This window comes from Streptomyces sp. RK62 (genome assembly GCF_018070255.1).
Taxonomy (GTDB): domain Bacteria; phylum Actinomycetota; class Actinomycetes; order Streptomycetales; family Streptomycetaceae; genus Streptomyces; species Streptomyces nigra.
Genome location: NZ_JAGPYD010000004.1, coordinates 1 through 13,350, shown reverse-complemented (window position 1 = coordinate 13,350; position 13,350 = coordinate 1). Strand labels below are relative to the sequence as shown.

The 13,350-nt window shown below is 71.1% G+C and carries 14 protein-coding genes; 4 read left to right on the top strand and 10 right to left on the bottom strand.

From position 1 onward, the window contains the following. Positions 1 to 62: 62 nt before the first annotated feature. Positions 63 to 791, top strand: a complete 729-nt coding sequence (locus tag KBY32_RS08840) for a SigE family RNA polymerase sigma factor (RefSeq protein WP_055621697.1) — start codon at positions 63 to 65, stop codon at positions 789 to 791. Positions 792 to 968: 177 nt separating this feature from the next. Here KBY32_RS08840 and KBY32_RS08835 read toward each other — a convergent pair whose 3' ends face one another. The 5 genes from KBY32_RS08835 to deoC all read right to left on the bottom strand — a co-directional run bounded on the left by KBY32_RS08835 (position 969) and on the right by deoC (position 5,441). Further along, entirely contained in the window at positions 969 to 1,277 is a 309-nt protein-coding gene (locus KBY32_RS08835) for a DUF6281 family protein (protein ID WP_210979539.1), read from the bottom strand. A gap of 87 nt (positions 1,278 to 1,364) precedes the next feature. Continuing rightward, positions 1,365 to 1,991 carry a uridine kinase gene (locus tag KBY32_RS08830; RefSeq protein WP_308293681.1) on the bottom strand — a complete coding sequence of 209 codons (627 nt, stop codon included), beginning with the start codon at positions 1,989 to 1,991 and terminating at the stop codon, positions 1,365 to 1,367. Positions 1,992 to 2,156: 165 nt separating this feature from the next. Beyond that, on the bottom strand, positions 2,157 to 3,044 hold the full coding sequence (locus KBY32_RS08825; RefSeq protein ID WP_210979538.1) for an aldehyde dehydrogenase family protein: 888 nt from the start codon (positions 3,042 to 3,044) through the stop codon (positions 2,157 to 2,159). After that, positions 3,037 to 4,473 carry an aldehyde dehydrogenase family protein gene (locus KBY32_RS08820; RefSeq protein ID WP_055621701.1) on the bottom strand — a complete coding sequence of 479 codons (1,437 nt, stop codon included), beginning with the start codon at positions 4,471 to 4,473 and terminating at the stop codon, positions 3,037 to 3,039. Before KBY32_RS08820 ends, KBY32_RS08825 begins: the two co-directional genes overlap by 8 nt. Before the next feature lie 5 nt (positions 4,474 to 4,478). Continuing rightward, positions 4,479 to 5,441 carry a deoxyribose-phosphate aldolase gene (gene deoC / locus KBY32_RS08815; RefSeq protein ID WP_210979537.1) on the bottom strand — a complete coding sequence of 321 codons (963 nt, stop codon included), beginning with the start codon at positions 5,439 to 5,441 and terminating at the stop codon, positions 4,479 to 4,481. A gap of 184 nt (positions 5,442 to 5,625) precedes the next feature. Between deoC and KBY32_RS08810 the strand changes: the two genes are divergently transcribed. Continuing rightward, the gene (locus KBY32_RS08810; protein ID WP_210979536.1) at positions 5,626 to 6,315 is read left to right on the top strand and encodes a PH domain-containing protein; all 690 of its coding nucleotides are present in this window, start codon (positions 5,626 to 5,628) and stop codon (positions 6,313 to 6,315) included. Between the two features lie 53 nt (positions 6,316 to 6,368). On the opposite strand, the gene KBY32_RS08805 is transcribed toward KBY32_RS08810, so the two are convergent. From KBY32_RS08805 to KBY32_RS08795, 3 genes are all read right to left on the bottom strand, one after another. Beyond that, positions 6,369 to 8,000: a phospho-sugar mutase gene (locus KBY32_RS08805; RefSeq protein ID WP_210979535.1), complete on the bottom strand. Its 1,632-nt coding sequence runs from the start codon at positions 7,998 to 8,000 to the stop codon at positions 6,369 to 6,371. Positions 8,001 to 8,125: 125 nt separating this feature from the next. Further along, positions 8,126 to 8,950 (bottom strand): purine-nucleoside phosphorylase, encoded by an 825-nt coding sequence (locus KBY32_RS08800; protein ID WP_062674534.1) that lies wholly within the window; start codon positions 8,948 to 8,950, stop codon positions 8,126 to 8,128. A gap of 110 nt (positions 8,951 to 9,060) precedes the next feature. Further along, the gene (locus KBY32_RS08795; protein ID WP_055621705.1) at positions 9,061 to 9,498 is read right to left on the bottom strand and encodes a gamma-glutamylcyclotransferase; all 438 of its coding nucleotides are present in this window, start codon (positions 9,496 to 9,498) and stop codon (positions 9,061 to 9,063) included. Between the two features lie 88 nt (positions 9,499 to 9,586). On the opposite strand from KBY32_RS08795, the gene KBY32_RS08790 reads away from it, so the two are divergent. After that, positions 9,587 to 11,035 carry an NAD(P)H-quinone dehydrogenase gene (locus KBY32_RS08790; protein ID WP_055621706.1) on the top strand — a complete coding sequence of 483 codons (1,449 nt, stop codon included), beginning with the start codon at positions 9,587 to 9,589 and terminating at the stop codon, positions 11,033 to 11,035. A 166-nt stretch (positions 11,036 to 11,201) separates the two neighbouring features. Beyond that, positions 11,202 to 12,149, top strand: a complete 948-nt coding sequence (locus tag KBY32_RS08785; RefSeq protein ID WP_079033613.1) for a DeoR/GlpR family DNA-binding transcription regulator — start codon at positions 11,202 to 11,204, stop codon at positions 12,147 to 12,149. Between the two features lie 4 nt (positions 12,150 to 12,153). On the opposite strand, the gene KBY32_RS08780 is transcribed toward KBY32_RS08785, so the two are convergent. Next, positions 12,154 to 12,699, bottom strand: coding sequence for a TetR/AcrR family transcriptional regulator (locus KBY32_RS08780; RefSeq protein ID WP_055621708.1), 546 nt, complete (start codon positions 12,697 to 12,699; stop codon positions 12,154 to 12,156). A gap of 150 nt (positions 12,700 to 12,849) precedes the next feature. Further along, positions 12,850 to 13,350: biotin/lipoyl-containing protein (locus KBY32_RS08775; protein ID WP_210979534.1), on the bottom strand; the 501-nt coding region annotated here is incomplete at its 5' end.

The following is a 13,350-nucleotide window of genomic DNA, read 5'->3' as shown; positions in this document are numbered from 1 at the left end:
GCTTTTCGGCACAGGCAAGACAGCACCGAGAACACCGGTAAGTCCACGACGGGGGGCGCGAGATGAACACGCTGCACGGCACCAGCACCAGCGCAGTGATCACGCGTCTGCACGACGTGAACGGGGGCCGGGGTACGGCGGGGCGGGGGTGCGCTCGCGGCACGGGGCGTCAGCACACCGGTTACATGACGGTGGTCGACGGCCGCACGGGGGAGACGCACGGGGGAACCGCGTACAGGGAGGACTCGGGGGAGAGCCGGCGCTCGCTGTCGGAGGCGGAGTTCACCGCCTACGTCCAGGAGCGCCGCGCCTCCCTGTACGCCACCGCCTACCACCTGACCGGTGACCGCTTCGAGGCCGAGGACCTGCTGCAGAGCGCGCTGTTCTCGACCTACCGGGCGTGGGACCGGATCAGCGACAAGGCCGCCGTGGGTGGCTACCTGCGGCGGACGATGACGAACCTGCACATCAGCGCGTGGCGCCGCCGCAAGCTGAACGAGTACCCGACCGAGGAGCTGCCGGAGACGGCCGGCGACACGGACGCGATGCGCGGCACCGAGCTGCGCGCGGTCCTGTGGCAGGCGCTGGCCCGGCTGCCCGAACTCCAGCGGACGATGCTGGTCCTGCGCTACTACGAGGGCCGCACCGACCCGGAGATCGCGGAGATCCTCGACATCAGTGTCGGCACGGTGAAGTCGAGCATCTGGCGGTCGCTCCGCCGGCTGCGTGAGGACGAGGTCCTCAGCTTCGGCCGTGACGAGGAGGACGCCTTCGGGGAGCTTGTCGCCTGAAGGTGAAGGGGGGGACCGTTCGGGGGAGCGGTGCCTGGAGGGGGACTCACGGGGGCTGGGGGGCCACCGGGGGGAACCACGGGGGAACGGGGGGTGCTCTGCCACGGGGGAAGCGGCGGAGCACGACGGTGCGGGGCCGGGGCCGGGGGGTCCGCGGCCCCGTTTCCGTGTGTGCGGTCAGCGGGCGGTCACGTGCGCGGCTGTCGACGGGGCGTCGCCGACGGCGACCGCCTCGGTGGGATCGACCCCTTCGACCGCGTAGACGCCGGTCGTGGCCTCGGCGACTCCGGTGCCCGGCTCGTTGGGCGTGTCGTAGCAGGCCGCCACGGTGGCGGTGCCCAGACGCTCGCCCACGGTGAAGACGGACTTACCGGTGGGCAGGTAGTCGCGGCCGTCGTAGACCACCAGACCTGAGCAGGACGCCGCGCCGGATCCCTTGCTGTCTTCGCCGGAACACCCGGCCGTGGTCAGGGCTGCCAGGGTCATGAGCAGTACCGCACGCCTCATCGTCGTCCTCTTCGTCGCAGGAGCTGTCGGATGTCGTGACTACGACGGAGGAGGCGGCGTGATCGTTCAGGGCGTCGGTGCCGGTGTCACCGTGGCGGCTTCCGTCAGGCGGTTCAGGGCCTCGTCGCGGTCGCAGGCGTGGGCGCCCAGGGCCGTCTGACGGGCGACGATCGAGCGTTCCTGGCGCATCAGGCGCCAGCCGCGGCGCAGCAGGAACGGCACCGACTTGCGGCCCTCCCGCAGATCGCGCAGGAAGCGGCGGCGGAACGTCTTCACCGGGCCGCGGCTCAGGCACAGCGCGTCGGCCAGCAGGCCGAGTTCCCGGCACCGCGACACGATCTCCGCCGCGAAGATGCCCTCCGCGATGAACAGCGGGGTCTGCCCGATCTCGATGCTCTCGTGGCCGGTGCGGGCGCTCAGTGAGATGTCGTAGACCGGTATGTCCGTGCGGCGCGTGCGGCACAGGTCCGCGATCGCGTCGACGGCCGCGTCGGCGTCCCATGAGTCGGGGTGGTCCCAGTCGATGTCGGAGCTCCCGGGGACCAGCGGCAGGGTCGGGTCGCCGGCCTCCTTGTAGAAGTCGTCGAGCCGCAGCACCGGAAGACCGGAGAGGGCCGCGAGGAGGGACTTGCCGGAGCCGGAGGGGCCGCAGAGCAGCACGACTCGCGTCGGTATGGGCACAGGGGAACTCACGGGACACCAGTGTGAGGCATCCGGCGGGGTCGGGACGACCCGGCGGGCGTTGTTGATGCACGCATCACATGCCGGTGGCGTCGCGCTGGGTGTCTTTTGGTACGGCGAAGAGCCGTGGCTTCCCTGGACGGAGGGAAGGCACGGCTCTTCGGTCTCGGGGCCTCCTCAGTACGCGGAGCCGGACGCGCCCAGCGAACCCGTGGGGTGCCAGACCGTCTTGGTCTCCAGGAACGCCGTCATGCGGTCGGTGCCGGGAGCGGCCGACCAGTCGTCCACAGGCTGTGGACGCAGGACGCGCTTCAGGTTGTCCGCCGCGGCGATCTCCAGCTCCTTCGCCAGCACCTCGTCGGCGCCCGCGAGGTCGATCGCGTTGACGTCCTGGTGCGCCGCGAGGGGGGTGGCGATCTCCGCCGTACGGCCGGAGAGGATGTTGACCACTCCGCCGGGGACGTCGGACGTGGCCAGGGCCTCGGCCAGGGAGAGGGCCGGGAGGGGGGCGTTCTCGGAGGCCACCACGACCGCCGTGTTGCCCGTCGCGATCACCGGGGCGAGCACCGAGACCAGGCCCAGGAACGAGGACTTCTGGGGGGCCAGGACGGCCACCACGCCCGTCGGCTCCGGGGAGGACAGGTTGAAGAACGGGCCCGCGACCGGGTTGCCGCCGCCCACCACCTGGGCGATCTTGTCCGTCCAGCCCGCGTACCAGACCCAGCGGTCGATCGTCGCGTCCACCTGCTCGGCGGCCTTCGACTTGGACAGGCCCTCGGCGTCGGCGACCTCGTGGACGAACTGGGCCCTGCGGCCCTCCAGCATCTCGGCGACCCGGTAGAGGACCTGACCGCGGTTGTACGCGGTCGCGCCGGACCAGCCACCGAACGCCTTGCGGGCGGCGACCACCGCATCACGGGCGTCCTTGCGGGACGACAGCGGTGCGTTCGCCAGCCAGTTGCCCTTCGAGTCCGTCACCTCGTACACCCGGCCGCTCTCGGAACGCGGGAACTTCCCGCCGACGTACAGCTTGTAGGTCTTCAGGACAGTCAAGCGCTCAGACATCGAGGTACGCCTCCAGGCCGTGGCGGCCGCCCTCGCGGCCGAAGCCCGACTCCTTGTAGCCGCCGAACGGCGACGTCGGGTCGAACTTGTTGAACGTGTTGGACCAGACGACGCCCGCACGGAGCTTGTTCGCGACCGCGAGGATGCGCGAGCCCTTCTCCGTCCAGATGCCGGCCGACAGGCCGTAGGGCGTGTTGTTGGCCTTCGCGACGGCCTCGTCCGGGGTGCGGAAGGTGAGGACCGACAGCACCGGGCCGAAGATCTCGTCCCGGGCGACCGTGTGCGCCTGCGTGACGTTCGTGAACAGCGTCGGCGCGAACCAGTAGCCGCTCTCGGGCAGGTCGCAGGCCGGCGACCAGCGCTCGGCGCCCTCCGCCTCGCCGCGCTCCACGAGGGAGGTGATGCGGCTCAGCTGCTCCTCGGAGTTGATCGCTCCGATGTCGGTGTTCTTGTCCAGCGGGTCGCCGAGGCGGAGCGTGGAGAGGCGGCGCTTGAGGGAGTCCAGGAGCTCTTCCTCGATCGACTCCTGCACCAGGAGGCGGCTGCCGGCGCAGCAGACCTGGCCCTGGTTGAAGAAGATGCCGTTGACGATGCCTTCTACGGCCTGGTCGATCGGGGCGTCGTCGAAGACGATGTTCGCGCCCTTGCCGCCCAGCTCCAGGGTGACCTTCTTGCGGGTGCCCGCGACCGTGCGGGCGATCTCCTTGCCGACTGCCGTCGAGCCCGTGAACGCCACCTTGTTCACGTCCGGGTGCGCGACCAGGGCCGCGCCCGCGTCGCCGTAGCCGGGCAGGATGTTGACGACGCCCTTGGGCAGGCCCGCCTGGCGGCAGATGTCCGCGAAGAAGAGCGCCGAGAGGGGCGTCGTTTCCGCGGGCTTCAGGACGACCGTGTTGCCCGTCGCGAGTGCCGGGGCGATCTTCCACGCCAGCATCAGGAGGGGGAAGTTCCAGGGGATGACCTGGCCCGCGACGCCGAGGGGCGCGGGGTTCGCGCCGTAGCCGGCGTGGTCGAGCTTGTCGGCCCAGCCCGCGTAGTAGAAGAAGTGCGCCGCCACCAGAGGGAGGTCCGCGTCGCGGGTCTCCTTGATCGGCTTGCCGTTGTCGAGCGTCTCCAGGACGGCCAGCTCGCGGCTGCGCTCCTGGATGATGCGCGCGATACGGAAGAGGTACTTGGCGCGCTCGGAGCCGGGCAGCGCGGACCACTTCTCGAACGCCTTGCGCGCGGCCTTCACCGCGCGGTCCACGTCCGCCTCGCCGGCCTGGGCGATCTCGGACAGGACCTCCTCGGACGACGGCGAGACGGTCTTGAAGACCTTGCCGTCCGCCGCGTCCGTGAACTCGCCGTCGATGAACAGGCCGTACGACGGCGCGATGTCGACGATCGAGCGGGACTCGGGGGCCGGGGCGTATGCGAATACCGATGCCATGGTGATCAGTCCACCGTCACGTAGTCGGGGCCGGAGTAGCGGCCGGTGGCCAGCTTCTGCCGCTGCATCAGCAGGTCGTTCAGAAGCGAGGAGGCGCCGAAGCGGAACCAGTGGTTGTCCAGCCAGTCCTCGCCGGCGGTCTCGTTGACCAGCACGAGGAATTTGATGGCGTCCTTGGAGGTGCGGATTCCGCCGGCCGGCTTCACGCCGACCTGGATGCCGGTCTGGGCGCGGAAGTCGCGCACCGCTTCCAGCATAAGGAGGGTGTTGGCGGGGGTGGCGTTGACGGCGACCTTGCCGGTGGACGTCTTGATGAAGTCCGCGCCGGCCAGCATGCCGAGCCAGCTCGCGCGCCGGATGTTGTCGTACGTCGACAGCTCGCCGGTCTCGAAGATGACCTTGAGGCGGGCGGTGGTCCCGCAGGCCTCCTTCACGGCGGTGATCTCGTCGTAGACCTTCATGTAGTTCCCGGCGAGGAACGCGCCGCGGTCGATGACCATGTCGATCTCGTCGGCACCGGCGGCGACGGCGTCCCGCACGTCCGCGAGCTTCACGGAGAGCGCGGCGCGGCCCGCGGGGAAGGCGGTGGCGACCGAGGCGACCTTCACGGAGCTGCCGGCGACGGCCTCCTTGGCGGTGGCCACCATGTCGGGGTAGACGCAGACGGCCGCGGTCGACGGGGTCGTGCGGTCGGTCGGGTCGGGGCGGACCGCCTTGGCGCCGAGCGCCCGGACCTTGCCCGGGGTGTCCGCGCCTTCCAGCGTCGTCAGGTCGACCATCGAGATGGCGAGGTCGATGGCGTACGCCTTGGCGGTCGTCTTGATGGAACGGGTGCCGAGGGACGCGGCCCGCGCCTCCAGGCCGACCGCGTCTACGCCGGGCAGCCCGTGGAGGAAGCGGCGCAGCGTGCTGTCGGACGCGGCGACGTCCTTGAGTGCGTGAGCTGCGGCAGGTGCATTGGTGGGCATGGTCACCAGACGAGCATATCTACGCGCGTAGCGGCTGTACACCCCGTGGGGCGGAATCGGTGGGGGGTGGGGTGTGGGGAGCTTGTGGGGTGGTGGTGGGGGATGCGTTGTGGGGGGTGGGTATGGGTGCGTTGTCGGGTGCTGCTTGTGAACAGGCGTTCAGGGGTGCGGCAGAATCGGCGTTATGACGACGCCTGCTCCCAGCCCCGATCCCGCCGCGAAGGATCGGGTCTACCGCTCGCCCATGGGCATGCTCGGTGGTGCCCTCGTGCTGGTCATCGCCCTGTGGCTCGGCATCGACGCCCTGGTGCTCGGCACCGGGCGCACGCCGTGGCTGGCCCTCGCCGCGCTGATCCTGATCGTGCCGGTCATCACGGCGTTCACGCTGCGGCCGGCCGTGTACGCCAACGAGGAGCGGCTGCGGATCCGTAATCCGCTCCGGGTCGTCGTGCTGCCCTGGGGGCAGGTCGCGTCCCTGCGCTCGCGTTACTCCAACGAGGTCGTCACGGCGTCCGGCGCCACGTTCGCGCTGTGGGCCATTCCTGTGTCGCTGCGGGCCCGCAAGAAGGCGGCTCGGCAGACGGCTGCCGCCGAGCGGGGCGCCGGGCGTGGCGGGCGCCGTGGTGGGGGGCGGGACCTTGGGCTGGGCCTCGATGCGTCGGGTGGGGGCGCCGGTGCGTCGAGTGGGCCTGTGCGGGCCGAGACCGACAAGGTCATGGATGAGCTGCGGGAGCTGCTCGAGCGGTGGGAGGAGCGGGCCTCGCGTGCCGATGCCCCGAGTGTGGGTGAGGTCAGTGTGCGGTGGGCCTATGAGGTCATCGGGCCTGCTGTGGCGGGGGCTGTTCTTTTGGTGATTCTGCTCGCCACGGGGTGAGCTTTGACGTGGGTTCAGGGGTGCCTCGTTCTTGCGAGGCACCCCTTGTGTTTTCAGATGCCTGCTGCTGTTGACAGGTCCTTTTTGAGCGCCGCCAGCAGGGTCTTTGCCTTTGCGTGTGCTGCGGGCAGTTCCGTGTGGTCCCTGACGGGGACCACCACTTCCAAGTAGCACTTCAGCTTCGGCTCCGTGCCGCTGGGGCGGACGATCACGCGCGCGCCCTCCAGCGTGTAGCGCAGGCCGTCCGTGGGCGGGAGCTTGTCCGTGCCCTTGGTGAGGTCCTCCGCGTTCGTCACGGACAGACCCGCCAGTTCGGTCGGGGGCTGTTCGCGCAGGCGGCGCATCGCGTCGGTGATGATCGACAGGTCCTCGACGCGGACCGAGAGCTGGTCCGTGGCGTGCAGGCCGTGTTCCACGGCCAGGTCGTCCAGGAGGTCGGTCAGTGTGCGGCCTTCGGACTTGAGTGTCGAGGCCAGTTCTGTGATCAGCAGGGCCGCCGTGATGCCGTCCTTGTCGCGGACGCCCTCCGGGTCCACGCAGTAGCCGAGGGCCTCCTCGTAGCCGTAGCGCAGGCCCTCCACGCGGGCGATCCACTTGAAGCCGGTCAGGGTCTCCTCGTACGGCAGCCCCGCCTTCTCGGCGATCCGGCCGAGGAGGGAGGAGGAGACGATCGACTCGGCGAACGTGCCCTGTGCTCCGCGGGCGACCAGGTGGGCGGCGAGCAGTGCGCCTACCTCGTCGCCGCGCAGCATGCGCCAGCCGCCGTTGTCCTTGACGGCCACCGCGCAGCGGTCGGCGTCCGGGTCGTTGGCGATGACCAGGTCGGGGTCCTCCTCGCGGGCCTTCGCGAAGGCCAGGTCCATCGCGCCGGGCTCCTCCGGGTTGGGGAACGCGACGGTGGGGAAGTCCGGGTCGGGCTCGGCCTGCTCGGCGACCAGGGCCGGGATGGGGAAGCCTGCGCGCGCGAAGGCTGCCAGGAAGACGTCCTTGCCGACGCCGTGCATCGCCGTGTAGACGGTGCGGGCGGTGCGGGGGGAGTCCTGGGCGAGGACCGCGTCGGTGCGGGCGAGGTAGGCGTCCAGGACGCTGTCGTCCAGGGTCTCCCAGCCGGTGTCGGGGCGGGGGACGTCGTGGAGCGAGGCGATCGCGGCGATCTCGGCGGCGATCTCCGCGTCGGCGGGCGGCACGATCTGGGAGCCGTCGCCGAGGTAGACCTTGTAGCCGTTGTCACGCGGGGGGTTGTGGCTGGCGGTGACCTCTACGCCGGCTACCGCGCCGAGGTGCCTTATCGCGTAGGCGAGGACCGGGGTGGGGAGGGGGCGGGGCAGGACTGCTGCGCGGAGGCCGGCGCCCGTCATGACCGCTGCGGTGTCCTCGGCGAAGGCTGAGGACTTGTGGCGGGCGTCGTAGCCGATCACCACGAGGCCGTCGGTGTGGCCTTGCTTCTTGAGGTAGGCGGCGAGGCCAGCGGCTGCGCGGATGACGACCGAGCGGTTCATGCGGAGCGGGCCGGCGCCCAGCTCGCCGCGCAGGCCCGCGGTGCCGAACTGGAGGGTGCCGGCGAAGCGTGACGCGAGCTCGTCGGTGTCCCCGGCGTCGAGGAGGGCGGCGAGTTCCGCGCGGGTCTCCGGGTCGGGGTCCTCGGCGAGCCATGCCTGGGCCCGGGCGATGAGGTCGTCTTGCACGTCGGGTCAGCCTCTCGTGGTGGTCGGGGGGCGGTGCCTGCGGCGGCCCGTTTCGGAGGGTGGGGGCTTCTGTGGCGCCTGCGCCTTTGGAGGGTGCGGGCACGGGGGCCTCACCGTGGGTACGGCTACAGGCGGCCCAGCACCTGGGCGAGGAGGGAGCCCATGCGGGCGGCCGAGTCGCGGCCGGCCTGGAGGACCTCCTCGTGGTTCAGGGGTTCGCCCGTCATGCCGGCGGCCAGGTTGGTGACCAGGGAGATGCCGAGGACCTCGGCGCCCGCCTCGCGTGCGGCGATCGCCTCGAGGACCGTCGACATGCCGACCAGGTCCGCGCCGATCACGCGGGCCATGCGGATCTCGGCCGGCGTCTCGTAGTGCGGGCCGGGGAACTGTGCGTAGACGCCCTCCTCGAGGGTGGCGTCGATCTCCTTGCACAGCGCGCGCAGGCGAGGGCTGTAGAGGTCGGTGAGGTCGACGAAGTTGGCGCCGACGATGGGGGAGGTGGCCGTGAGGTTGATGTGGTCGCTGATCAGGACCGGCTGGCCGGGGCGCATGCCCTCGCGGAGGCCGCCGCAGCCGTTGGTGAGCACGATCGTCTTGCAGCCCGCGGCGACTGCGGTGCGCACGCCGTGGGCTACGGCGGCCACGCCGCGGCCCTCGTAGTAGTGCGTACGGCCCAGGAAGACCAGGGCCCGCTTGTCGCCGGTGCGGTACGAGCGGATCTTGCCGCCGTGCCCCTCGACCGCCGGCGGCGGGAAGCCGGGCAGCTCGGTGACCGGGAACTCGGCCTCGGGCGCGCCGAGGGCGTCCACGGCCGGGGCCCAGCCGGAGCCCATCACCAGGGCGACGTCGTGGGTGTCGGCGCCCGTGAGTTCGCGCAGGCGCGCGGCGGCGGCGTCGGCGGCCGCGTGCGGGTCGCCCTGGATGTCGTCCGGAAGAAGAGATGCGTTCACGCGACTGAGGGTAGCCGGTTTGGGCCTACGCGCGTAGATGACGGAGCTCACGGGATGGCGATCGTTGTCTTGTCGTATCCGACAAGAGAGGGGTGGTTGGGGGGCTTGTGTCAGCAGGGGCGCTTGCGTAGTTCCATCACGTAGTCGTGGGGGGCTCCTGCCGATTCCGCCGCGTCGGCGATCTCGCCCAGGTAGCGGGCCGACGGGAGGCCGCCCTCGTAGGCGTTCAGGACGTACGTCCATGCCTGCTCCTCGCCCTCCAGGGTGTGGGCGCGGACGCGCAGGCGGCGGTAGATGCCCAGGCCCACGCCTTCCCAGCGGTCCAGGGAGTCCTCGTCCATCGGGGCGATGTCGTAGAGCGCGACGAAGACCTGTTCCATCGGGTCCTCGACGAGTGTGGCCAGCGCGCCCTCCCAGCCGAGCTGTTCGCCGCCGAACGTCAGCCGCCATCCGTTGAGCCAGCCGGTGGCGCGCAGCGGCGAGTGGGGGGCGCGGCGGGTCATCAGCCGCGCGTCGAGATTGCCGGCGTACGCGGCGTAGAGCGACATGGGGGGAAGGGTACGGCAGTGTCACTGTCGTAACGGTGGTGTCTCGTGGCGGCCCCCCAGGCGGTCGCACCCCGATGCGTGCGGGACAATGGAGTACGTGACTCGGATCGTGATCATCGGTGGCGGACCCGGCGGATACGAAGCGGCGCTGGTCGCCGCTCAGCTCGGCGCGGAGGTGACCGTCGTCGACGCCGACGGTCTGGGCGGGGCGTCGGTGCTGACCGACTGCGTGCCGTCCAAGACTCTGATCGCCACGGCCGAGGTGATGACCACCTTCGACTCCTCGTACGAGGAGCTGGGCATCATCGTCGCCGACGACACCCCGCACATCGACACGCCCGCGCGTGTCGTGGGCGTCGACCTGGGCAAGGTCAACCGGCGTGTGAAGCGGCTCGCGCTCGCCCAGTCGCACGACATCACCGCGTCCGTGACGCGTGCCGGTGCGCGGGTGATGCGCGGGCGTGGGCGGCTGGAGGGCATGCAGGCCCTCGACGGGTCGCGCAAGGTCGTGGTGCGGACCGCCGACGGCAGCGAGGAGACGCTGGTCGCCGACGCCGTGCTCATCGCGACGGGCGGCCACCCGCGCGAGCTGCCCGACGCCCAGCCGGACGGCGAGCGCATCCTGAACTGGACCCAGGTCTACGACCTCGACGAGCTGCCCGAGGAGCTCATCGTGGTCGGTTCCGGTGTCACCGGTGCCGAGTTCGCCGGTGCCTATCAGGCGCTGGGGTCGCGGGTCACGCTCGTGTCGTCGCGGGACCGCGTGCTGCCGGGTGAGGACCCGGACGCCGCCGCTGTGCTGGAGGACGTCTTCCGGCGTCGTGGCATGAACGTCATGGCGCGCTCGCGTGCCGCCGCCGCCAAGCGCGTCGGCGACCGGGTGGAGGTCACCCTGGCGGACGGCCGCGTCATCAGCGGCAGCCACTGCCTGATGGCCGTCGGTGCCGTCCCGAACTCCGAGGGCCTCGGCCTGGAGGAGGCCGGCGTCAAGGTGCGTGAGTCAGGACATATCTGGACCGACAAGGTCTCCCGTACTACGGCTCCGGGCGTGTACGCCGCCGGTGACGTGACCGGTGTCTTCGCCCTCGCCTCGGTCGCGGCGATGCAGGGGCGTATCGCCATGTACCACTTCCTCGGTGACGCGGTGGCTCCGTTGAATCTGAAGACCGTGTCGTCGAACGTCTTCACCGATCCGGAGATCGCCACCGTCGGGTACACCCAGGCTGATGTTGACGCCGGCAAGATCGACGCCCGGGTGGTGAAGCTGCCGCTGTTGCGGAATCCTCGGGCGAAGATGCAGGGGATCCGGGACGGGTTCGTCAAGATCTTCTGCCGGCCGGGCACCGGCATCGTGGTCGGTGGTGTGGTCGTCGCCCCGCGCGCCTCGGAACTCATCCACCCCATCTCGCTCGCCGTCGACAACAATCTGACGGTCGAGCAGATCGCGAACGCCTTCACCGTCTACCCCTCGCTTTCGGGGTCGATCGCCGAGGTCGCGCGGCAGCTGCACACGCGCAAGGCGGGCGCCGACCTCTGACGGCCGGATCCGACTCCCCGCCGGTCACGGGGAGTTGCCGGTCATGCGAGCGGCATAGGCGCCGGGACTAGGCCTTATACCACTTGGCGTGCCTGCGTACGAACAACTTCTGTTATTCGGCGCAAACTGCTGAAAGCAGACGGTCGTTGGGGTTACTGTCAGTTTCGTGTTCGCTGCAGAACGTCGCCAATTGATCCTCGAAATGGTGCGAGCGAACGGGGCCGTGTCGCTCCGTGAGCTCGCCCGCGTCGTCCAGACCTCCGAAGTGACCGTACGGCGGGACGTGCGCGCACTGGAGGCAGAAGGACTCCTCGACCGCCGGCATGGCGGTGCGGTATTGCCGGGCGGGTTCACGCGGGAGTCCGGCTTTCCGCAGAAGTCACATCTCGCGACCGCCGAGAAGACCGCCATCGCCGACCTCGCCGCGAACTTCGTGGAGGAGGGCGAGGCCATCGTCGTCGGGGCGGGGACCACCACCCAGGAGCTGGCCCGCCGGCTCGCCAGGGTGCCCGGGCTGACCGTCGTCACCAACTCGCTGCTGGTGGCACAGGCGTTGGCCCACGCCAACCGGGTCGAGGTCGTGATGACCGGCGGCACGCTGCGCGGTTCCAACTACGCCCTCGTCGGGAGCGGTGCCGAGCAGTCCCTGCAGGGGCTGCGGGTGTCGCGGGCCTTCCTCTCCGGGAGCGGGCTGACCGCCGAGCGCGGACTGTCCACGTCCAACATGCTGTCGGCGTCCGTCGACCGGGCGCTGGTGCAGGCCGCCGCGGAGGTCGTCGTCCTCGCCGACCACACCAAGCTCGGCACCGACACGATGTTCCAGACGGTGCCCTCGGACGTCATCACCCGGCTCGTCACCGACGAGCCGCCGGCCCATGACGACCGCGCCCACACCGAGCTCCAGGCCCTCGCCGACCAGGGGGTGCAGATCGCCGTGGCCGGGGCGGCCGGGGCGTCGGGGGGTGACGAGGTCCCGGCGCGGCGCCAGCAGCGCGCGCTGCCGGGACCGCGCCGGGGTCAGGCTCCTCCGGGGCTGCGCCCCGCCGCCGCGATGCTCGGTGAGCAGGGGGCCGAGCGGGAGCGGGCCCGCGTCGCCGACCTGCGGCGGCGCTGAGTCTTCAAGGCTTCAGGCCTCGCAGGGTCAGGTGCAGGAGGCGGTCCGCCAGGTCCGGGTCGGTCGGGGTTTCCTCGGCCGCCAGGGCTATCGCGTGCGTCAGCTGGAGCAGGTCGGTGATCGCCACGTCCGCGCGGACGGAGCCGGCCTGCTGGGCGCGGGCGAGCAGTGCCCCGCCCGCCTGCCGGATCGGGTCGCTGCACCGGGCGAGCGCCGAGGAGCCGTCGGCGGAGACCGCCATCAGGGAGCGGGCCAGCCCGCGGTACTCGCCCGCGTGGGTCACCATCTCGCGCAGCCAGGTCACCAGTGCCGCGCAGGGCTCCGGGTCCGTGAGGAGCTGGCGCGAGCGGGTCAGCAGCTCGTCGACGGCGTCCTCGAAGACGGCGCTCACCAGGGCGTCCCGGTTCGGGAAGTGCCGGTACAGGGTGCCGATGCCGACCCCCGCCCGCCGGGCCACGTCCTCCAGCGACGCGTCCGTGCCGTGCTCGGCGAAGGCCGCACGGGCCTCCGTCAGCAGCCGTTCGTGATTGCGGCGGGCGTCCGCGCGCATGGCGCGCGCAGGCGCCACCGCCTGTTCGCGTGAGCCCACCCTGCCTCCTGGTCCGCCCGGTGTGCCTCAAGAATGCCACCCGTACGACGACGAGGCGCCCGGCGGACCGTCCGTGTGGGGGTCCGCCGGGCGCCTCGGGGTGTCGTGGCGTCAGTCCTTGATCTCGCAGATCGGGGCGCCGGAGGTGAGGGAGGCGCCGACCTCGGCGGTCAGGCCCTTCACCGTGCCCGCCTTGTGGGCGTTCAGCGGCTGCTCCATCTTCATGGCCTCCAGGACGACGATCAGGTCGCCCTCCTTGACCTCCTGGCCCTCCTCGACCGCGACCTTGACGATCGTGCCCTGCATCGGGGAGGCGAGGGTGTCGCCGGAGGCGGCCGGACCGGACTTCTTGGCGGCGCGGCGCTTCGGCTTGGCGCCGGCGGCGAGGCCGGTGCGGGCCAGCGACATGCCCAGCGACGCCGGGAGGGAGACCTCCAGGCGCTTGCCGCCCACCTCGACGACGACCGTCTCGCGGCCGCTCTCCTCGTCGGTGTCGGTGTCGGTGGGGGAGGTGAAGGGCTTGATGTCGTTGACGAACTCGGTCTCGATCCAGCGGGTGTGGACCGTGAAGGGGTCTGCGCTGCCGGTGAGTTCGGGGGCGAACGCCGGGTC

Excerpts from the sequence above, each read along its gene's own strand:
- KBY32_RS08840 (WP_055621697.1), top strand. The coding sequence starts at position 63 with ATGAACACGCTGCACGGCACCAGCACCAGCGCAGTGATCACGCGTCTG.
- KBY32_RS08835 (WP_210979539.1), bottom strand. The coding sequence starts at position 1,277 with ATGACCCTGGCAGCCCTGACCACGGCCGGGTGTTCCGGCGAAGACAGC.
- KBY32_RS08825 (WP_210979538.1), bottom strand. The coding sequence starts at position 3,044 with ATGTCTGAGCGCTTGACTGTCCTGAAGACCTACAAGCTGTACGTCGGC.
- KBY32_RS08820 (WP_055621701.1), bottom strand. The coding sequence starts at position 4,473 with ATGGCATCGGTATTCGCATACGCCCCGGCCCCCGAGTCCCGCTCGATC.
- deoC (WP_210979537.1), bottom strand. The coding sequence starts at position 5,441 with ATGCCCACCAATGCACCTGCCGCAGCTCACGCACTCAAGGACGTCGCC.
- KBY32_RS08810 (WP_210979536.1), top strand. The coding sequence starts at position 5,626 with ATGACGACGCCTGCTCCCAGCCCCGATCCCGCCGCGAAGGATCGGGTC.
- KBY32_RS08795 (WP_055621705.1), bottom strand. The coding sequence starts at position 9,498 with ATGTCGCTCTACGCCGCGTACGCCGGCAATCTCGACGCGCGGCTGATG.
- KBY32_RS08790 (WP_055621706.1), top strand. The coding sequence starts at position 9,587 with ATGGAGTACGTGACTCGGATCGTGATCATCGGTGGCGGACCCGGCGGA.
- KBY32_RS08780 (WP_055621708.1), bottom strand. The coding sequence starts at position 12,699 with ATGCGCGCGGACGCCCGCCGCAATCACGAACGGCTGCTGACGGAGGCC.